The sequence below is a fragment of the Paenibacillus sp. sgz302115 genome (assembly GCF_056120445.1).
The window spans coordinates 46,582-67,329 of the sequence record NZ_JBVYOK010000002.1; the positions used below are offsets into that span (position 1 = coordinate 46,582).

General features: G+C 49.0%; 16 protein-coding genes. 12 read left to right on the forward strand and 4 right to left on the reverse strand.

From position 1 onward, the window contains the following. The first annotated feature begins 98 nt into the window (after window positions 1-98). Both AC0LWN_RS05740 and AC0LWN_RS05745 read left to right on the forward strand, forming a co-directional pair. Entirely contained in the window at window positions 99-6,920 is a 6,822-nt protein-coding gene (locus AC0LWN_RS05740; protein ID WP_474663636.1) for a choice-of-anchor I family protein, read from the forward strand. A gap of 198 nt (window positions 6,921-7,118) precedes the next feature. Further along, a complete protein-coding gene (locus AC0LWN_RS05745; RefSeq protein WP_474663637.1) occupies window positions 7,119-7,832 on the forward strand; it encodes a glycosyltransferase in 714 nt (237 codons plus the stop codon). Window positions 7,833-7,896: 64 nt separating this feature from the next. On the opposite strand, the gene AC0LWN_RS05750 is transcribed toward AC0LWN_RS05745, so the two are convergent. Next, on the reverse strand, window positions 7,897-8,436 hold the full coding sequence (locus AC0LWN_RS05750; RefSeq protein ID WP_474663638.1) for a hypothetical protein: 540 nt from the start codon (window positions 8,434-8,436) through the stop codon (window positions 7,897-7,899). A 174-nt stretch (window positions 8,437-8,610) separates the two neighbouring features. Here AC0LWN_RS05750 and AC0LWN_RS05755 point away from each other — a divergent pair, with 174 nt between their 5' ends. Continuing rightward, a complete protein-coding gene (locus AC0LWN_RS05755) occupies window positions 8,611-9,003 on the forward strand; it encodes an iron chaperone (protein ID WP_474663639.1) in 393 nt (130 codons plus the stop codon). A 73-nt stretch (window positions 9,004-9,076) separates the two neighbouring features. On the opposite strand, the gene AC0LWN_RS05760 is transcribed toward AC0LWN_RS05755, so the two are convergent. Next, complete coding sequence (locus AC0LWN_RS05760) at window positions 9,077-10,768, reverse strand: M3 family oligoendopeptidase (RefSeq protein ID WP_474663640.1); 1,692 nt, start codon at window positions 10,766-10,768, stop codon at window positions 9,077-9,079. A gap of 98 nt (window positions 10,769-10,866) precedes the next feature. Between AC0LWN_RS05760 and AC0LWN_RS05765 the strand changes: the two genes are divergently transcribed. Next, entirely contained in the window at window positions 10,867-11,355 is a 489-nt protein-coding gene (locus tag AC0LWN_RS05765; protein WP_474663641.1) for a DUF1801 domain-containing protein, read from the forward strand. Here AC0LWN_RS05765 and AC0LWN_RS05770 read toward each other — a convergent pair. Beyond that, complete coding sequence (locus AC0LWN_RS05770; RefSeq protein WP_474663642.1) at window positions 11,321-12,100, reverse strand: alpha/beta fold hydrolase; 780 nt, start codon at window positions 12,098-12,100, stop codon at window positions 11,321-11,323. The two genes, AC0LWN_RS05765 and AC0LWN_RS05770, sit on opposite strands and share 35 nt — an antisense overlap. A 134-nt stretch (window positions 12,101-12,234) precedes the next feature. On the opposite strand from AC0LWN_RS05770, the gene AC0LWN_RS05775 reads away from it, so the two are divergent. The 3 genes from AC0LWN_RS05775 to AC0LWN_RS05785 all read left to right on the forward strand — a co-directional run bounded on the left by AC0LWN_RS05775 (window position 12,235) and on the right by AC0LWN_RS05785 (window position 14,335). After that, entirely contained in the window at window positions 12,235-12,672 is a 438-nt protein-coding gene (locus AC0LWN_RS05775) for a GNAT family N-acetyltransferase (protein ID WP_474663643.1), read from the forward strand. Window positions 12,673-13,061: 389 nt separating this feature from the next. Further along, window positions 13,062-13,328, forward strand: a complete 267-nt coding sequence (locus AC0LWN_RS05780; protein WP_458963063.1) for a CD3324 family protein — start codon at window positions 13,062-13,064, stop codon at window positions 13,326-13,328. A 119-nt stretch (window positions 13,329-13,447) separates the two neighbouring features. After that, window positions 13,448-14,335, forward strand: coding sequence for a GNAT family N-acetyltransferase (locus AC0LWN_RS05785; RefSeq protein ID WP_474663644.1), 888 nt, complete (start codon window positions 13,448-13,450; stop codon window positions 14,333-14,335). 22 nt (window positions 14,336-14,357) lie between these two features. Here AC0LWN_RS05785 and AC0LWN_RS05790 read toward each other — a convergent pair whose 3' ends face one another. Then, window positions 14,358-15,173, reverse strand: a complete 816-nt coding sequence (locus tag AC0LWN_RS05790) for a sugar phosphate isomerase/epimerase family protein (RefSeq protein ID WP_474663645.1) — start codon at window positions 15,171-15,173, stop codon at window positions 14,358-14,360. A 177-nt stretch (window positions 15,174-15,350) separates the two neighbouring features. On the opposite strand from AC0LWN_RS05790, the gene AC0LWN_RS05795 reads away from it, so the two are divergent. The 5 genes from AC0LWN_RS05795 (at window position 15,351) to AC0LWN_RS05815 (ending at window position 20,663) form a co-directional block, all read left to right on the forward strand. After that, the gene (locus tag AC0LWN_RS05795; protein WP_474663646.1) at window positions 15,351-16,343 is read left to right on the forward strand and encodes a Gfo/Idh/MocA family protein; all 993 of its coding nucleotides are present in this window, start codon (window positions 15,351-15,353) and stop codon (window positions 16,341-16,343) included. Between the two features lie 50 nt (window positions 16,344-16,393). Further along, window positions 16,394-17,206, forward strand: a complete 813-nt coding sequence (locus AC0LWN_RS05800; protein ID WP_474663647.1) for a GNAT family N-acetyltransferase — start codon at window positions 16,394-16,396, stop codon at window positions 17,204-17,206. Window positions 17,207-17,486: 280 nt separating this feature from the next. Then, the gene (locus AC0LWN_RS05805) at window positions 17,487-18,773 is read left to right on the forward strand and encodes an amidase (RefSeq protein WP_474663648.1); all 1,287 of its coding nucleotides are present in this window, start codon (window positions 17,487-17,489) and stop codon (window positions 18,771-18,773) included. A gap of 529 nt (window positions 18,774-19,302) precedes the next feature. Beyond that, a complete protein-coding gene (locus tag AC0LWN_RS05810) occupies window positions 19,303-19,896 on the forward strand; it encodes a TetR/AcrR family transcriptional regulator (protein ID WP_474663649.1) in 594 nt (197 codons plus the stop codon). After that, window positions 19,893-20,663 (forward strand): CPBP family intramembrane glutamic endopeptidase, encoded by a 771-nt coding sequence (locus AC0LWN_RS05815; RefSeq protein WP_474663650.1) that lies wholly within the window; start codon window positions 19,893-19,895, stop codon window positions 20,661-20,663. Before AC0LWN_RS05810 ends, AC0LWN_RS05815 begins: the two co-directional genes overlap by 4 nt. Window positions 20,664-20,748: the final 85 nt, after the last annotated feature.

The following is a 20,748-nucleotide window of genomic DNA, read 5'->3' on the forward strand; positions in this document are numbered from 1 at the left end:
TTTATTAACAAGAATAGCCGAAGATTTAACACAGGATTGCCGGTGATTTTACATCAGTCTCTTAAAATTAAAGGTATAACAATACTTGGGAGGCTTATATGATAACCAAACATCCTCGACGGATAATCAGCGCATTCATGGCGATAATCATGCTGCTTACGATGCTGCCGGTATCCAATTCTGTTCATGCAGCAACTGCTGTAACCGTTGCCGAATGGGATTTTGTGAATGATCCTGATTCATCCAAAACCTTAACGAGTTTCCCCGCCACAAGTGCTGTTGCTGATCCAAGCACCGTGACGCTGTCCACCTACATGGGGGAGAACGGCACCGGCGGCAAGATTTCAACGTATACGGCGTCGAACAGGTCGATTTCACTAAACGGCTGGCAAAATGGCGCGAATACGAAATATTGGCAAATCGTATTATCTACAGCGGGCTATGAGCATTTGAAGCTGGCTTTTGGTTCCTATGGTTCGAGCACAGGTCCCAAGGATTTCAAGCTGCAATATAGTACAGATCAGGTTACTTATACAGATGTTCAAGGTGGGGCTTATGTAAATACGGCAGCTCTTGTAAAGTCGGAGTTCACCTTGCCAGCGGAGGTTGACGATAAGAGCAAGGTGTACCTGCGTATGTTGCAAACAAGTGATGGCTCGATTAACGGGGGAACAGTAGCTTCTACGGGAACCTCCCGTATGGCAGATATAAAAATCACGGGTGAGCAAAAAGCCGACTCCACCACAGTCGCAGCCGTTGTAGCCTCCCCGGATACGGGTAGCGAGATTGCCCAGGGCAGCCCGGTTGTGCTGTCGTCGGTTACTTCAGGCGCAGCCATTGAATACACATTGAACGGTGGAGCGGTTCAGACCATTCCGGCTGCTTCCGGCCCTGTTGTGATTGATCAGTTCAATCAGACTGGAGATACGGCTGTCATTAAGGCAAAAGCTGTAAAAGGAGCGAGCGTGAGTGCGGAAAGAACTTTTGTCTACACTCAGGCACAGGTTCGTCCCGTACTCGCAAGCAAAACGGGTTCCATTCCGGCCGGAACGGAAATCACGCTGAGCTCTTCCACCGCCGGAGCGAAAATCAGCTACATTCTTACCCGAAAAGCCGGCGAGACCGGTGAAGCTGTGGATCCGAAAGCTGACTACAGCACTCCGATTAAATTAACGGCAGATATGCTGCCCGCTACAATTCAGGCGTCCGCTACGCTTGATGGCTACAAGGACAGTGTGAGTTCAACCTTTAATTATACGCTTAAGGCTCCAGGTCAAGAGGAGAAGGTATACTTCGGACAATTGCACGGGCACACCGTTCAGTCCGATGGTTCAGGCACGATGGAAGACGCCTATACCTATGCGAGAGATGTTGCCAAGCTGGATTTCTTCGCTTTAACTGACCATTCGAATTATTTTGATACCTCCGCTGCTCCTGTGGACTATGCGGCAAGTGTTACGAATGCAAAATGGCAAGCAGGACAAGCTGCTGCGGCAGCGGCGGCAACGCCTGATTTTGTACCGTTTTACGGCTATGAAATGACCTGGGCGGGCGGTCCGGGCCATATTAATACTTTTGCTACAGACGGCTTTGTCAGCAGAAACCATAAAGACTACGCATCCGGCGTGTCCGGCATGACCAATTATTATAAGCTGCTGAAGACCATTCCGGGCGCGATTGGACAGTTCAATCATCCGGGACCGACGTTCGGCGACTTTAATAACTTTTCCAATTATGATCCTGAAATCAATCAGCATATGACCCTGATCGAGGTCGGAAACGGCGAAGGGGCGGTCAGCTCAGGCGGGTATTTCCGCTCTTATGAATACTATAACCGTGCTCTGGACAAAGGCTGGCATCTGGCGCCTACCAACAATCAGGACAACCATAAAGGGCTGTGGGGCAACGCCAATACGGCGAGAACAGCGATTGTGACAGACACCTTCACCAAGGAAGGAGTATACGCAGCGCTGCGTGAAATGCATGTGTACGCTACAGAGGATCAGAATCTGGAGATCAAATACACGGCAAATGGCGAACTGCTGGGTTCAAGCCTGCCAGCGGGGACTGGGGAATTGAACATCAACGTGGATCTTTCAGACCCGGATGCCTCCGACCAAATCGGACAGGTATCGGTGATCACGAATGGCGGTAAGGAATCCTATATTCAGAAGTTCGAAACCAATAAGGCTAATTATTCGGTGAAAATCAACAGTCCGGCAAACGGCTACTACTATATCCGTGTAGTTCAACCGGATGGCAATATTGCTGTAACCGCTCCGGTCTGGGTAGGTGAGGTTGACAAGGTCGGCATTAATGCAGTGACTTCGTCGGTCAGCATGCCGGTGACTGGGGAGCCTTTGCAGATCACGACAGAGCTGTTCAATAATGAAGCTGCTCCGATTACGATTGAATCCATCGGTTATACGATCGGTGGTACCAGTGTTGCGGACAAAGTTCTTAATGCTCCAATCGCCTCCCTGGGAACGCTGAAGGATCCCGTTGATTACACGCCTTCAACTGCTGGAATCACCACTGTACAGGTTACGGTGCATGCCCTTGTGAATGGCGCAAGCCGGGTATTTACCCAATCCTTGCAGCTCAATATAAGAGATGCCTCGAAGCTGATCAACATCGGGGTGGATGCTTCGCACAAGAATGAATATGTTGCCGGGAACTACGCCAACAGCATGACGAACTTCGCTAAGCTGGCTGAGGAATATGATGTCCGGCTGGTGGAGATCAAGGATGGGATTACGGCTGACAAGCTGGCCGGTCTGAAGGCTCTGATCCTGACACCGCCGAACCGCAGAACCTCTGTAGGTCCGCTTGGTGAATATTCGGCTGAGGAAATTGCGGCGGTCAAAGCATTTTCGGATAGCGGCAAAACGCTAATCGTTACCGGACTCGCGGACTACGGCGACAGCAAGAACCCTCCGGCCAATCACGCGGCCTACCAGCAGAATCTAATTCTGGCTGCAGTTGATGCCAAGACGCGTCTGGTTGACGATGAGCTGATTGACAAAACCAATTATGTGTCCCAAAATTTCCGGCTCCGGTTCAAGAACTATAATACGAGCAGCCCTTATACGTATGGAGTAGATCCGGCCCAGGAATACAGCTTCTACAGCGGCTCGTCGATCACGGTCGCTGAGGCGGACAAGGCAAAGGTGACTAGTATCGTTACTTCCCATGCAACCTCCGAGAGTCTGGACTCCGATCAGGATGGACTGGGCGGAGAGGGCAATCCTGTTGTTAAGGGGAATATTCCGGTATTGACTGTAGAAACTTTGGCGAGTGGCGCTAAGCTATTTACAGCAGGTTCGGTATTCATGTCCAACTTTGAAGTGCAGGCTACACTGGACAATTCGGGAGAGCTGGGCTACAGCAATTACAACATCACTCAGAACATCCTGAAGGAGCTGGCTCCAAGAACTGTAACTCCGATTGCTGAGGTGCAGAAGGCCCAGGAAGGAACATCTTTTACCATTCAAGGTACTGTAACCTCCAATGCGAGCGGATATGATCAGAATACAGCCTTTTTCGACTCGATTTATGTACAGGACAGCACGGCGGGAATCAACCTGTTCCCGGTTTCCGGCAACTTCAGAGCGGGTCAGAAGGTTCAGGTTACCGGAACGGTAGGCGGCTATCAGGGCGAGAAACAGCTGACTGTGAAGAGTATCGAGATGCTCGACAGCAGTGTAAATGAGATTTCTCCGGCACTGGTGACAACGGCTGAAGCAACCTCCGAGGCGAACCGGGGCAGACTTGTCAAGGTTGAAGGCAAGGTGGTTTCGGTTAGTCTCGACAGTGGCAAAGTAGGCGCCATCGTTGTCAATGACGGTTCAGGTGATGTGCGGGTCTTTATTGACGGATATATCACTAAGACAGTGAATCTGGAATATCTCAAAGCCGGCGACCGGATTTCGGCCATCGGGCTGTCCTCCATTGATCCGGTTGGCAAAAGAATCCGTGTGCGCGACAGAAATGAAATCAAGCTGCTCAGCCCAGGGATTATGACGAAAATCGGCAGCTACTCCACAGGCTTCTCCGATCTGGAGGGCGGCGTTGCGGAGATTGTGAAGTACAACAGCGACAATCAAAAATTTTATCTGGTAAACGGCAAGGAGAAGCAGATTGACATTGTCAGCCTGAAGTCCCTGGTTTCCGGGAAACAGACTGAGCTTGTGCTCGATAAGCGGATTGATGTCAGCAAGATGATTGACGGGTTCACTTTTGGCGACATCACCAGTGTTGATATCAATCCGGCGCTGGATACCATTGCAATTGCCGTACAAGAAGCAGATTATCAGAAGCCCGGCGCAGTCCTGCTGCTGGACTATGACGGGAATTACAAAGCACATTATAAGGCAGGCGTACAGCCTGACATGGTAACCTTCACGCCTGACAACAAATATGTGCTGGCGGCTGACGAAGGGGAACCTAGAGAAGGCTACACCGCTCCGGCAGTGGACCCTAAAGGCTCTGTAACGCTGATCAATCTGGAGAAGCAGACGGCCAAGGTGATTGATTTCACCGCGTTCGACAGCAGCGAAGCACGAAATGCGCTTTTGTCCAATAATGTGATTTTGAAAAAACAAACCGCGCCTTCTGTGGATCTGGAGCCAGAATATATCGCAGTATCCGCAGACAGCAAGCGGGCGTTCGTATCTCTTCAGGAGGCCAATGCCATTGCCACGCTGGACCTTGGGACAGGCACGTTTACAAGCATCAAAGGTCTGGGCTTCAAAGACCACAGTGTTCCAGGCAATGAGCTGGATATGCGCAGAGACGGCAAAATTGACATTAAAACCGAACCGAATGTTCTCGGTATGTACAATCCGGACGGAATCACTACCTACACTGCCGGCGGCAAAACCTACGTGATCACGGCAAACGAAGGCGATTCGCGGAGCTGGAAAGACTACAGCAATGAGAAGGATGTTACACTCGGCAAAGGCCAGGACGGCGATGCCACCAAGAATATGAAGGTAACAACCTTCGACACTTCGGATTATGAGGTGGGTGAGGGCGGTGCAGGCTTTGCGGGCGGAAAAACCTATCTGTTCGGCGCACGCTCCTTCTCTGTCTGGAATGCAGAGGACATGTCCCTGGTATATGACAGCGGAGCAGATTTCGAGCAGATTACAGCTAGACTGGTTCCAGAAGGCTTCAACTGGTCGAATGATGATTACGTCTTCGAGAAACGAAGCGCCAAAAAAGGCCCTGAGCCTGAAGATGTCAAGGTTGGCGTTGTAGACGGCAAGCCATATGCCTTCATTGGACTTGAGCGGGTCGGCGGCAATATGATGTATGACCTCTCGAACATCAGCGCACCTGTCTTCTACGACTATCTGAATACGAGAGATTTCAAGAATTCGGTGGATAATTCAGGCGCGAAGCCGGCTTACCGGATTGCCGGAGATGTATCACCTGAAGGACAGAGCTTCATTCCGGCGGATCAAAGCCCGACACGTTATCCGCTGTTGCTTGTAGCGAATGAGGTATCAGGAACGGTATCTGTTGTTGAAATCTCAAAGGGCTATTACACACCGCCAACACCAACGTCGACACCGACACCGGCAACGCCAACGCCGATAGCATCGTCGACTCCAACACCGACAGCATCGGCAACGCCGACACCAGCGCCAACACAGCCGGCAGGGACGGCAGTACCTGCAACAGCAACCGTGCAGCCAAGTGCTTCGCCACAAGCAACGTCAGGTGTTACGGTTACGGATACTGTGGCAGTAGCGGCAATGACGCTGAATAAGGAGACAGGCGAAGCAAAAGTCGTACTCGCGGATGATGCCAGCCAGAAGCTGCTGGATAACGCCAAGGCAAGCGAGAAGGCAGGAAAACAAACCGTGGTGGAAATTCGCGGGGAAGCTGTGCAGGGAGCTACCAAAGTAACGGTTGAGCTGAGCACCGCATTCTTGACTGGGCTGTCTTCCGGCACACAGGCTGATCTGAAGATCGGCACCGGATTTGGAGCAATTACCTTGGGAAGCCCGACCCTTGCCGCGATCAGCAAGACGGCCAAGGGCCAAACCCTGAAGATCAGTATTGCACAGGCTTCGAGCGCGGCTTGGAGCGGCAGCACTCAAGAACTGACAGCAGGCAGGCCTGCCTATGATTTCACCATCACAGATGGAGCAAACAGCATTACAAGCTTTGCAGGCGAAGCGGTTAAGATTCAAATTCCTTATAAGCTCGGCACAGGAGAGAATGCAAATGCGGTTGTGGTGTATTATGTGAATGGCAGCGGCAGCACCGTAGCTGTAGCCAGCAGATACAACGCAGCGGCACAAACGGTGGAGTTCAGAACCAGCCATTTCTCCACCTTTGCAGTCGGCTACCATGCCGTAGGCTTTAACGATATTGCGAATCATTGGGCGAAGGACAGCATTGACTTTACGGCAGCGCAAGGCTGGCTCACAGGCACTTCAAGCAACACCTTTGCGCCGAATCAGACCGTAACCCGCGGGATGCTGGCTACGATCCTTGGGAAAATGTCAGGTGCGGATCAGTCCAATGTTTCGTCCTTTACAGATGTGAAGGAGAGTAAATACTATTCGCCTTACATTGCCTGGGCTGCATCGAACGGCATTGTTCAGGGGACAAGCAACAAAACCTTTGCGCCGGACCGGACGGTTACGAGAGAAGAACTGGCAGTGGTGCTGAACAATTATGTGAAATATTCGAAGCTGCCGCTGAAGAATTCGGGTACTGTCACTGCATTTGCGGATGATGGACAGATTTCAGGGTGGGCGAAAGACGCGGTAGCAGCAATTCAAGGCCAAGGCCTAATCAGCGGCAAAGCGGGCAACCGCTTTGATCCGAAAGGAACCGCAACAAGAGCCGAGGTAGCCACGCTGCTGAAGCGGGTTTTGAATAGCAGCCTGGATGTGAAGTGATTTTTCAGTAAAAGCATACAGCATGAATAATAAGAGGCATCCTTCGCGGATGCCTCTTATTATTTCTGAATCGGATGCCGTCCTTTTGTGGACGGTGCAGCCGTTCTACTTACTGTTGAGCATGGAGAAGCTATGCCCGCACTGCTGGTTGGTTCCACTCATATGTTGAATGGATAACAGGGAGAGGAGCGGCTGGCCTTGGGGAGAAGAAAAGGCACCACAGGAGTTTCGATTATCGTATGCACCAATCGCCCACATTTTTTCGATCATATTGTAGTCAATTTCCGAAACCAGCTACACTCGAACAAAGAATTAATCATCATCCTTAACAACGACAGCATGGATCTGAAGCTGTATCGCAGCAAAGTTCGTGCCTACAGCAATATTTCGGTATATAAGCTGCCGGCGCGAACTTCATTGGGGCAATGCTTGAACTGTGGAATTGTCAAAGCAAGGCATCCGCTAATCGCCAAGTTTGACGATGATGACTACTATTCCCCTTACTATCTGACGGAGCAGCTAAAGGCTCTTGCCCGCACCCATAGTGATGTTGTAGGCAAACATGCATGTCTGGTATACCTTGCGGCGAGCAAGAGGCTTATCATCAGATCCCCCGCAGAGAACAATAAAGCTGTCGATTTTGTGCAGGGAGGAACACTGCTATTTAACCGGCAAGTGACCAGACAGGTCCGTTTTTCAGATCGTTCTATCGGTGAAGATGTAGCTTTTTTGAGGAAATGCGTAGCCAAAGGCTATAAAACGTTTGCCACATCTCCCTACAACTATGTCTATATACGCAGAAAAGATAAAAAGAGCCATACCTGGAAGGCGCGGGACCACTTTTACCTGCAAGGCAGTAAGCCGGTCGCAGTGACGGATAATTACCGCACTCTCGCGACCCGGAAAATATGAATGAATCGGGAATAGGCCGCTGTCTCCAAACTGAGCGCGGTCTGTTCCTTGTATATGCCATGGCTTAACTCTTTGCCTTTTTCGGCCAAATGAAATAAGAGCTTGTAATGATAAGATCAATTCCCACAATCATGGACCATGCCTTAATTACGCCTGACAGTGCTTCAGTGCGTGCCGGATCGTCAATCCATGTAATCAGTCCGTACAGAACCCCTGCTCCAATCAGAAATGCCAGCACATGCCTCAGAAAGCTTTTTAAATAATGTCTGGCATGCTCCATCCCATACCGCTTGATTGGCTTGTTGCCCTGCTTCGTCACATAATAGCGGAAGCGTTCGTCGGACCAGGCGATCATGCTTTTGCCGAACACAAGAGATACGGAAATATAGACGGCTGCTAGGGCATGCGCTGTTGTGGCGGAGGCGCCGCGATACAGATCAATGCCTGCAATAGCCAGCAGAATAATATCGAGAACGGGAGTTAGAGCCAGGAAGAACAGCCCAAGCTTCTTTCTTGAGAAAATATAACGTGCCGTGAGACCTGCCACGATCATGACCCAGAATAAAACCTCGCAGGTGACGATCGCCCATACCACAAAATTCATCCTTACACCCCTTCTGTAAAATCAATCGTTGATGACAACAACTGGATTATAGCAATGAAATTTAATTAATACAACTGTATTAATTAAATTTGTGCTTTGAGTTCTTTGGCAGGCTATAATAAGGACATGCTATAAATGATGGATCATGTGGAGAGAAGCAGAGAGGAGAGTACTATGGAGCCGGTGAAAATCACCTATGAATCAATTGATGATTATATTGCCAAATCGCCGCTTGAGGTTCAGGAGAAGCTTGAAGCCTTGAGGAAGGTGATTAGAGAGTGTGTCCCCGGGGCAGAGGAGAAGATAAGCTACCAGATGCCAACCTTTTACCTTCACGGAAACCTGGTGCATTTCGCGGCGTTTAAGAAGCATATCGGATTTTATCCGGCGCCCCGCGGCATTGAGGCCTTCAAAGAGGAGCTGTCGCAGTATAAAGGGGCAAAAGGGTCCGTACAGTTCCCTCTGAATGAGCCGCTGCCCTATGACTTGATCCGCAGAATTGTTAAATTCAGAGCAGAGGAGAATATCAGTAAGGCGGAAGCAAAAGCAAACGCCAAGAAGAAGTAGTTCTGGCCGCGGTTTTCGGCAGTAATTATAAAGACCGGGAGGGCGGCTGCTCTTCCGGTCTTTAGGTCTTGTATTACAACTGCTTATCGTCTACCCCGTTCAGCCAGCCTTCAATATTTCCAATGACGGAGCTGATGCAGCCATCCTCAAAAGGTGAGGTAAGTCCGGCAAGCTCGACCAGCTTAAGGAAAGACAGGCTTCCCCCGGCCTGGCAGAGCCGCAAATAATCGCTCCAGGCGGATTTGAAATCCTCATTGGACCGTTTCCAGAACTGGAACGCGCAGAGCTGGGCCAATGTATAATCAATGTAGTAGAACGGGGAGCGGAAGATATGGGCCTGTTTGTGCCAGAATCCGCCGTTCTCCAGATATTCATTGCCTTCATAATCGCGGAGAGGCAAATATTTTTTCTCAATTTCCCGCCAGGCTTGCTTGCGTTCGGCAGGAGTCGCTTCAGGGTTGGCATAGACAAAATGCTGGAATTCATCCACGGAAACTCCGTAAGGAATGAACTGCAGGCTATCTCCCAGATGGTTGAAGCGGTATTTGCCGGCATCCTCCTCAAAGAACAAATCCATCCAAGGCCACGCAAAAAACTCCATGCTCATCGAGTGGATTTCCGCTGCCTCGTAGGTTGGAAAAGCATATTCCGGAATGTGGATATGGCGGCTCTGATATACCTGGAAGGCATGCCCCACTTCATGGGTCAGAACATCAATATCACCGGAGGTTCCGTTGAAGTTGGAGAAAATAAAAGGCGCCTGGTATTGGGGGATATAGGTGCAATATCCGCCAAACTGCTTGCCCTTCTTGCTGACGAGATCCATAAGCTCATTGTCCAGCATGAATGTAAAGAACTCATCCGTTTCCGGGGACAGCTCTTTGTACATTTTGGCCCCGTTCGCAATAATCCAATCAGGATCACCTTTTGGCGTAGCGTTGCCGCTATTGAAATTCAGACTCTCATCGTAAAATTTCAGTTCTGCCAGTCCCAAACGCTCAGCCTGGCGTTTCTTCAGCTTCCCGGATACAGGAACGATGTGCTCCTGCACCTGTTTACGGAAGTTCGCAACCATTTCAGCGTTGTAATCGGTGCGCATCATCCGGTCATAGCCGAGCTCTACGAAGCTGCTGTATCCAAGCTTTTTGGCGATCGTGGTACGGACCTTAACAAGGTCGTCGTAAATCCGGTCAAATTCAGCCTCATGCTCTGACATGAAGCTATATCTGGCCGCTGCTGCACGCTTGCGCATATCGCGGTCTGGCGACAGCTCAAAAGGCGTAAGCTGGGACAATGTGCGTTCTTCCCCTTCAAACGGAATCTTGGCGGAGGCAATCAGCTGGGAATACTCTGTGGAGAGCTTGTTCTCAAGCTGCAAATCCTCGATGATTTCCGGGCTGAATGTCCGAAGCGAGATTTCCGCAATCTGAAGCAGCTGCGTACCCCATTCCTGCTCAAATTCAGCTCTGAACTTGGAGTGGACAAGCGCTCTGAAGTAGTCGGTTATGTACTCCTGGATGACAGGACCAACTTCATCCATATAATCCTGCTCCGCTTTGTAGAATTTATCTTCCGTGTTGATGGAGTGTCTGATGCTGACCAGGGTCTCCATGGTGTTAAATTCATCACGCAGCTTATTAATTGCGGTAAAAGCGGCGCGCTGCTCCTCCAGACTATCCGCACTCAGACCTTTCAGCAGTTCGGTAAAGGAAGTCTTCAACCGGTCTACATCCGGCCGCTCATAGCGGTATTCGCTAAATTTCATGAAAACATCAACATCCCTTCAGGTTAACTTTTATAACATGCATTTTTATTATATAATCTGGAAGACATTTATTACAGCCGCAGATTGGAGAAAAAAGGATGAAATTCGAATCGGCAAGTCCCGAGGACTATATCAGCCAGCTCCCGGAAGAGCGGAAGGAAGCTGTGGAGAAGCTTAGACAGACGGTTAAGGCAAACCTTCCGGCAGGGTTCCGGGAAACCATGTCCTATGGAATGATAACTTACGTTGTCCCTCATGAGCTTTATCCGCCGGGTTATCATGTCAATCCGGAGCAGCCGCTGCCTTTTATCAGCATAGCCTCCCAGAAGAACTTCATTGCACTGTATCATATGGGGATCTACATGTTGCCCACGCTGCTGGCATGGTTTCAGGAGGAGTATCCGAAGCATGTTCAGACTAAGCTTGATATGGGAAAGTCCTGTATGCGTTTCAAAAAAATAAATAACATTCCGTATGACCTCATCGCTGAACTAAGCAGGAAGATCAATGTGGAGGAATACATCGAACGATATGAGAACGCAATAACCGAAGCTAATTGGAAGCCGAAACAGAAGCCGAAGCAATAGGATGCATTTTCAAAAATTGCAGAATCGAATCATTCACCAAAAGAGGACTTTCTCTCAGCATATGCGGCCTGTGGCTGCCTCCCGGGATAACAAGATACTCGGAGTGTTCAACAAGGGCTGTCAGCAATTGAAGCTGAGCTTCCTTTACAAAAGGATCATGCTCTCCGGCGATAAACAGGGCGGGGCAATGGATGCTGCGGAGCTGCTCTTCAGTAAGCTGAGGGAATAACCTCCAATCCGCCGCGCTCTGCCGCATGAATTCCTGCCAGTTCCCCCGGTGCGCCTCCTCATGCCTTTCGAGCATTTGCCGGATGAAGTCGTGCTTGCCGTGTGCTAGAAGCCATTCGGGTTCATATTCATCTGCGCCAGCCGGATCATTAAACCCGCTGTGACCGACGGCAGTCAAGGAAGCTACACGCTGCGGCGCGTTTACAGTAACATAGGCGGCGACACCCGCACCCAAGCTATAACCGATTAAATGCGCTTTGGGGATATTTAGCTTATCCATAAAATCCAAAATATCCTCAGCGAGCTGTGGGGTGCTCCAGGCCAAACTCTCACATCTGGTTCTGCCGTGACCTCTGAAATCCGGGAAATAGCAGGTATACGCATTCTGGAAATCAAGAATTTGACTGGCAAAAGCCAGAATTCCCCGCGAATATGAGCTATGAAGAAAGATTACGGGCTCCCCGGTCCCCATTTTCTCATAAAACATGTCTAAGCCGTTCAACTGGATATGTGGCATAATACCCTCCCTGTAAGAACAAATGTTCCTTTCATTCTACTCCTAATAATTGGATGTGTCACGGTCAAAATTCACACAAACATGTGGTATAATGTGTAGGAATTTATTTCCTGTATAGAGGAGTGCCGACATCAATGATTAGTCTTAGAGGGATTGACAAGGGCAACTTTTGGAGAGTTATCAGCCTTAGTGTTGCCGAAGAACAGAAGGATTTGGTCGCTGCCAATGCAATCTCCATTGCACAATCAAAGGTACAGCCTGAATGCGTTGCACTCGCTGTTTATTATGAGGATACACCTGTAGGATTTGTAATGTATGCTATGGACACGGATGATCATGAGTATTGGATTTACAGGCTGATGATCGACAGGAAATTCCAGTCCAAGGGATACGGGCGGCAAGCAATGAGGCAACTGCTCTCTTTGATCCAGGAGGACAAAAGCCATCAGGTCATTTACATCAGCTTCGAGCCAACGAACGAGAGGGCGAAACTGCTGTATCGAAGCTTGGGATTCACCCCGGATGGCCGGATTATTGATGACGAGATCGTCTATAAATTAGCTTATGAGTGAGCTATATAAGCTGAACTTAAAAAATGAATAAAAAGGGCCGAAGTGACGGAGGGGAAGTTTGGAACTGGAGGAGCAATAGCGTCCGCCTTTGTCTGCGGATTTCCACCGCGAAGAGCGGTATAAATCGAGAAATCTGCAGACAACAGCGGCCGGAAGTCCAAACATTCCCCGCAGTTACGACCAGAGCCCAATATGCAGTTAATAAGGAGGTGGAAACCATGAACTGGGTTATTGATTTTGTACTTAATAAGCTCCATGCAAAGCCTGCAGAACCGAAGGCGAAGCTTGCATGGAGCGAATAATTTCGCCTGTATTTAGGAATGAATAGCGGTTAATTTTGCAGGCTTTGCCCTTAAAATATCAAAATCATTTTAAGGAGCGAGCCCTATATGGATTATTTGAAGGCAACAGAGCTATTTCCGGAGCGACTGCTCAAGGAAATTCAGCAATATGTTCAAGGAGAATTCATCTATATTCCCACCCGTCCGAATGAGCGCAGAAAGTGGGGCGAGAGCTCCGGCGCGGCACAGTATTATTTGGAGCGGAATGAAGATATCCGCAGAACCTTCCATACCGGCGCCAGCATAGATGAACTGTCGGAGCAATACGGATTATCTGTGGAGAGCATCAAGAAAATTGTATATTCGAGAAAATAGCCTACTGCCCGCAGATCATATCTGCGGGCAAAAACATTTTACATAAGAACTGTGCCTACTGCCGCCCCTCCCAATCCCTTACAATAAAGACAATACAATATAGCAGGGGATGAGTGCATATGGCAATAAATTATAGGGCGTATACTTCGGACGATATGATGAGAGTGCGCCAGTTTCTCTCGCTCGCCTATGCAAGATTCAAACGGCCGTACAACTGGACGATTGCCCGTTTTGAGTTCGAAATTTTTTTCTATCAGATGAGGGCGGGACTGCTTTCCGAGTGGGAGCGCAATATCGGGCTATGGGAAGATGACAATGGAGAGCTGGCTGCCGTAGTTTGCAGGGATGGGGATTTTTATTTTCAGCTTGATACGGATGACCCGAAGGAGGAACTGCTGCGTGAGATGTTCGAATTCATCGAAGAGAAGTCAACGCCGGGAGCCGTGAAGCTTGCGATTCCAAAGTTCATGCCCAAGCTGCAAAAGATGGCTCACAGCCGGGGATATGCGCTTTTGCCGAATGAAAGTGATAATGTTGTCACGATCAGGCTGGATCAGGATTTCCCGGTGGAAATACCTCCGGGCTTCAAGCTTCAATGCGGGGAAGAGGTAGCCGATAGAGCGAAGGCGCAGGGGCATATTATGGCGTTCAATTATGCGGGTACTGCACATGCAGAGCTGATGCTGCAAATGTACGGGGGAATTCGCCAAGCGCCGGGCTACCGCCCCGGACTGGACCTGTCACTGGTCAATGAGCAGGGGGAGGTTGTATCCTTCTGCAATGCTTTTGTGGATGAAGCGAACGGCATCGGGATTCTTGAACCTGTGGGAACACATGCCGATTACCGGAGGCGGGGGCTGGGCCGGGCAGTAATCTATGCAGCCCTGAACAGACTGCGCTCATTGGGCATGGTCCAAGCGTATACGGGTCCTATGCAGCCCTTTTATCAGCAGATTGGCTTTGAACTGGATGTGGAGTTCCAGGTGTGGGGATCGCAGCGTGTCTGAGACCCCCTCATGCCTGCCTGTCCTATTTGAAAATCTCCTGAAGCCACGCTGCCGACTTCTCCATGTAAGCCAACTGGTCGGCAGCATCAAAATGCTCGATTGCCAGCGTACCCTCGTACCCCATTGTCTTCAGCCGCTTCGCAATTTCCTCCATCGGGATGCAGCCGGAGCCTACGGGAGATGGGAAGAGACGGGTTCCATTGGTGCTGATCTTCGGCGTTTCGCCACTGTGCTCCTCCAGCGAGCGGTCTTTGCAGTGGACATGAACGATTCTCGACTTCAGCTTCTCGAAGGCGAGCAGTTCATCTTCGCCGCGATAAATGAAATTGCCCGTATCATAGGTGCAGCCAAGCTTCGGAATCTGCTCCAGAAACCACAGCAGTTCACCGGAAGTGGAGAAGGGAGCACGGCTGTCATCGAAATCCTCCAGGGTGACTGTAATCCCTTTCTGTTCCGCATAGTCACATAACACTTTAAGTGCTGCAGCCATTCCGTGAAGTGCATGCCCCCGCTCTTCCTTGCTGGCCGATTCGTCAATAAATCCGGGGATAACGAGCACTTTTCGTGCACCTAAAAATTCAGCCGTATCTATGAATTTCAAGCCGGGCTGCACATCGGGAGCATTGCCGAAATCAAAAAAAGCGTACATCGAAGCCACTGAGATCCCGGCCTGCCCCAGCAGCTCCTTCATGTCCTGACGGCTTGGCTGCACCTCGTCGAGATCAAGCTCCACTGCGCTGATGCCAAATTCGCGGGCCTGTTTCAGCACCTCCGGCACCGGCAGTCCCGTCTGTTTGCCCGCGGTAACAATATGGTTGTAAAAAACAGAAATTTGCATCTCCATATCCCTCCTGTTCCATATGATTCTTGTAATCGCTTCCTTGCTAAGTATATTGGATATTCGGCAGGGATTCCACCGGTTACGGAAAGAGGGACACAAGTCCTTCGCTGCCGGCTGCAGAATCGGCTATTATCAGCTATTATAGAAGCATTGCTTAAAAAGGAGAGGATACACTTGAGTACAGCGAAGCTTAGTTTTATCGGTGCAGGGTTCCATGCGTCGACTAATATTTTTCCATCAGCAATAGAAGCAGGTGCAGAAATTACTGCGATTGCGACCCGTAATCTTGAGCGCTCCAAGGCCGCATTGTTGCGGTTCGGCAGCAGCGGCAAGCCTTATGACGACTACCACAAAATGCTGCAGAATGCAGAATGCGATGGAGTCGTAGTTGTAGCCCAGCCGCATGACCAAACCCCGCTGGTGCTGGACTGCATCCGTACCGGGAAACATGTGTATGTGGACAAACCTCTCGGCTGGAATGGAGTGGAGGCCCTTCAGCTTGCCGATGCCGCCGAGCAGGCCGGTGTCGTGCTGATGGTCGGATTCATGAAACGCTACGCTCCTGTCTACATGAAATTGAAGGAGCTGATTACAGGAGGGACACTCGGAGCAGCGCGTTCTTTTCAAGCCCGGTTTGCGGTAGACAGCACCCCCTTCTGTAAGGACGAGGAGCAGTTCCTGAAGCTTGCTGCCATTCATATTGTAGATTTGCTGCGTTTTTTGTTTGGCGAGGCTGTACAGATATCAGGATTCACTAACAACAATGGCGAACAGATCTCCCAGAGCCTCTCGCTAAGATTCGAGAACGGGATTGTGGGAAGTGTGTATTTTACAGGGATGAGCGCCTGGTCCAGAGAAAGCGAGAGTGTAACGGTTACGTTCGATCACGGGTTTGCCTGTGCGGATGAAATTGTGAAGCTGTTGGTTCACCATTCTCTTGCAGCCAGCGGCCTGCCGTGGCAATCGCTTGCGGAGCAGGATACTGTATTCACCCCTTCCGCGTCAGCGATGTCCGGCGGCTATAGAGATCTTTATTTGCGCGGCTTTGTAGGTGAAATGGCGCATTTCATGAAATGCTGCCAGGAGGGTCTGACCCCAATTTCCAGCGGCAGAGATAACGTGAAGACTATGGAGCTGTGCGATGCGATTCTATCTGCCTTAAGATAAAGAGGACGTTAGGAGACCCGGACGGATACCTGATTTGGAGGTCGTAAAAGTTGATAACTGAGCTGCGCAAAACAGAGTTTTACAGGATCAGGCACATTGCAGACGCCTGCAGCAATATTGAGGTTAAGGCCATAGTTGGCGGAACGAATCCGGGCCGGGTTTTTGCCGATCATCCTGAGAATATAAGAGCTGCTCTAATCTGGATTCAGGGTCAGGGCGGGTTCCATATCGCGGGAGATCCGCAGAGCAAAGTTTTTGTAAGCGGCCTTGCAGCCTATATGCAGAGTGAGATTGAGCCCTGGCTGAAAAAGCTGAATATAGGCTATGTAGAAATTAGCTGTGAAACCGCAGGCTGGGTGGAAGCAATAGAGGTTATTTTTGGTAAACACAAGCTTTCGAATTGTCATCAGCATGTCTTCAGGCTCGGGGAAGCTATGAAAATGGATGGAATCCCGGGCGGCAACGTGACGGTTCATAGAATGGACAAGAATATATTCACAGACAAGCGGTTAAGCAATCTAGCCTTTGTAGAGGAAAAGCTATCTAGGTTCTGGGACTCGCCGGATGATTTCTTCCAGCACGGGTTCGGTTATTATGCCCGGTACGACCATACGGTGGTAAGCCTGTGCTTCTCCGCTTTTGTTGCCGGTCAGACTCATGCCATTGATATCGAAACGATAGAAGGGTATCGAAAAAGAAACTACGCTGCCGCAGCAGCACAGGCATTTGTAGAGGAATGCGGCAGCAGAGGGGTTCAGCCGTATTGGGACTGTTCACCGGATAATCCCGGCTCTATTCGTCTGGCGGGAATAGTGGGGATGGTTCCTCACTTTGACTACAGGATATTTTGGTATAACTTGTAGCCTGTAACTTCTTGAATGTGTATCCGTAAGCAGTAATATCAGTTGAACTAAAAAATCATAAAAAAGGTAGGAGTGCGGAGGGGAAGTTTGGAACTGTAGGAGCGGTAGCGTCCGCCTTTGTCTGCGGATTTCTACCGCGAAGAGCGGTTTAAATCGAGAAATCTGCAGACAACATCGGCCGGAAGTCCAAACATTCCCCGCAGTTATGACCAGACCCTAATATGAAACCGAAAGTTCAACTTATATAGCTTGTCCAAAAATCTCCTGCGGAGCTGATACCATGAAACTTGTCAAAGCATCATTAATCGAGCACAACAATCAGAATGAAATGGAATGCTCACTTCAGCAATCAGTGCTCCTGTACCGGCAGCGCTTTGAACAACTGGAGCCGCATATCCGTGCGTTTGTCCCGGAAGCCGACGCTGAGGAGCGCCTGGCTCTGGAGATAAGCCGCTTATCTGAGACATACGCTGAACCTGCCGCGAGACCGCCCCTGTACGGAGTTCCAGTCGGCATCAAGGATTTGCTGCATGCAGAGGGCTTGCCTACTAAAGCCGGTTCGCAATTGCCATCAGCGTCATTGTCCGGCAAGGAAGGCTCCTTGGTAGCCCGGATTCGGTCACTGGGGGCTTATATCGCCGGAAAGACGGTTACTGAGGAATTTGCTTATAATGGTCCTATTGCCACCCGAAATCCGCATAATGCTGCCCATACCCCCGGGGGTTCAAGCGCAGGCTCGGCTGCATCGGTTGCAGCAGGAATATGCCCGCTTGCGGTTGGCACCCAGACGCTTCGTTCGGTGATCGCGCCCGCTTCGTTTTGCGGAGTAGCGGGCTTCAAACCGAGCTATGGCCGGGTTCCGCTGGATGGGGTCATTTTGCTGGCACCTTCTTTTGACACTGCAGGGTTCTTCACGCAGACTCTGGATGATATGAAGGTTGCCGCAGACTTGCTCATTCCGGATTGGAATCCCTATAAGACTGATAGAAAGCCAGTACTTGGTATCCCCAAAGGCGTATATATGGAGCTAATGAGCAGTGAGGTGAGAGCGGCTTTTAATGCGCAGATTGAAAAGCTTAAAGGGGAAGGCTATCAAGTGAAGCTGGTGGAAATGCCGTGGGAGGATGAGTTTATTTATGGAGATGCCATGCTGCGGTTCCTCGAGGGTGAAATGGCGCGTGAGCATGTCTCCTTATTCGAACGTTATGCGGACAATTACGGCACTCCGGTAAGGGAAGCCATCCTCAGAGGCCGGCAAATCCCCGAGGCAGAGCTGGAGACATACCGGCAGAAGCAGTCCAGGCTGCGGCAGGAACTGGAGACTCTCAGAACAGCGGAGGGAATAGATCTCTGGGTGTCACCTGCACAGGGAGGAACAGCACCGAAGATCGGTGAGGGCACAGGATGGTCCGGGATGACGGCAATCTGGACCTTTGCGGGCTGTCCAACGATCAGCCTTCCCGGAATGACAATAGAAGGTCTGCCGCTGGGCTTCCAGTGTATCGGGAGCTATGGGGAAGATGAGGCACTTGTAGCCTGGGCGGAGCAAATTGCTGAGCACTTGTAATTTATCTAGCAGCCTCTACCGGAATCATTATCCGCAAAAAATATGCAAATCCGCCCCGGCAACATAGCCGTAACTCGCATAACAGCCGGCAATGCTGTGAATTTCTTGCTTGGAGTGAAGATCTATTAGCTGGAACAAAACAACATCCTTATCTGGCAGGTACTTGCGGATGGATGCATACCGCCCGTTGACCAAACGGATCATCGCGCGGGTGGGGACATTTATAATAGGAGAACTGCAAAAAACCTTATTCTATGCGGATAAGGGAATACAAAATAAAATATGAGCTATCACATTACACAGAAATACCGCCCCATAGACAAGCAGGGCGGTATTTCTGTGTTCCGCAAGGGAAAATCACCAAAACGTGCTGGTGTATAGACACCAGCCCTGCTTGCCAGTGAGCGGATAACTCTAAAATAGCATAAAAAGTGCAGACAAAAAATCGTTGACAAAACGCTGATATGAGCACATACTCTTTTTATTGACCATAATAAATTTTTTAGTCAATAAAAAGGAGGCGTGTTTCATGCCGAAGGTCATAAGCGAACATGAACGAGAGCAAACAAGAAATGCCATCATTGAGAGTACAAAACAGTTGATTTGTACGAATAATGGAATTAAGAATGTTACAGTAGATGATATTGCAAATTCTGTTGGTATCGGTAAAGGCTCATTTTACTCTTATTACAATTCAAAAGAGGAATGTCTGTATGCGGTAATCAAAAAATGGGAAAGTGAACTTTTTGGGCAGTTTGAAACAATAATGGGAGGAGATAAATCGCAACGAGAAAAAATCACAATATTTTTGCGTGAGAGTTATCTATCTGAAAATAGCCTTAATCGGTATGTAAGTCCAACTGATACAGAAGTACTTTTGCGTAAACTTCCATTAGAGTTTAGCAAAGCTGAAAAGGAAAAATCTAATAACTACATGGTACACTTCATGAAATTTTTTAGCCTTGATGTAGTCCAGATGGAAGTATTAGGAGCATTGTTGGACTGTATCGGTTATGTCTTTAGCTTAACCACCATATCAAAACAAGGAAAAAATGAAGCATTAGATAGGCTTATTGAGGCGATAGTTGACTATATTGAAAATAATGGAGGCAGTATAGATTGAGAGCGAAAAATATTGCTTTACCCTTTGTTATATTGACGATAGGTATAACATGGACACTTTGGTGGGGAATTGTAATTGCAAATCAATATGGCTATTTGAAATATGGAACGCCTTTAATGATGATACTTTACATAATAGGTGGAAATACGAAACCGATAGTGGCTATTGTGCTATTGCTAAAATCCAAGGAAATCACAAGACGAGAATTACTACGCAAAATTTTTGGATTCAAGCAACCTATCCGTTTTTATCTGCTTGTTTTTGCAACCACGATTATTTCATATATTATCCCCGTACTAATGGGAACTTCAACTATCGTATCCCCTTTATATATGGCTGTTCTAGCACTTCCGATAATGATTGTAGGTGGTGGGTTAGAAGAAGTTGGATGGAGATTGATTTTACAACCGAATCTTGAAAAAAAGATGAACTTTACTTTTGCTACGCTTTTAACAGGTGCTACTTGGGCCATATGGCATTTACCTTTATTTTTTATGGAGGGAACTAATCAATTCACATGGAACTTTTGGGCCTTTTCAATTACTGTCATTGGGTTGTCTTTCATATTGGCAGCAATTTATAAAATGAGCAGCAGTATTTGGCTTTGCATCCTTTTCCATACAGTATGGAACGCTCTTGGAGAAAGCATAAAAACAGAAAGCAATCTATTATCTTCATTGATTACTACTATTGTCTTAATTGCAATTTCTTATGTAGTGATCATAATATCGAAAAAAACGAATGGCAGAATAGCAAGGCATACCTAACTGCCCCAGAAGGGCAATTAACCATCTTCGGGCCAACTTGGCCCGAAGTAATAGCATAATAAAACATGAAAAATTACCCGCCGCT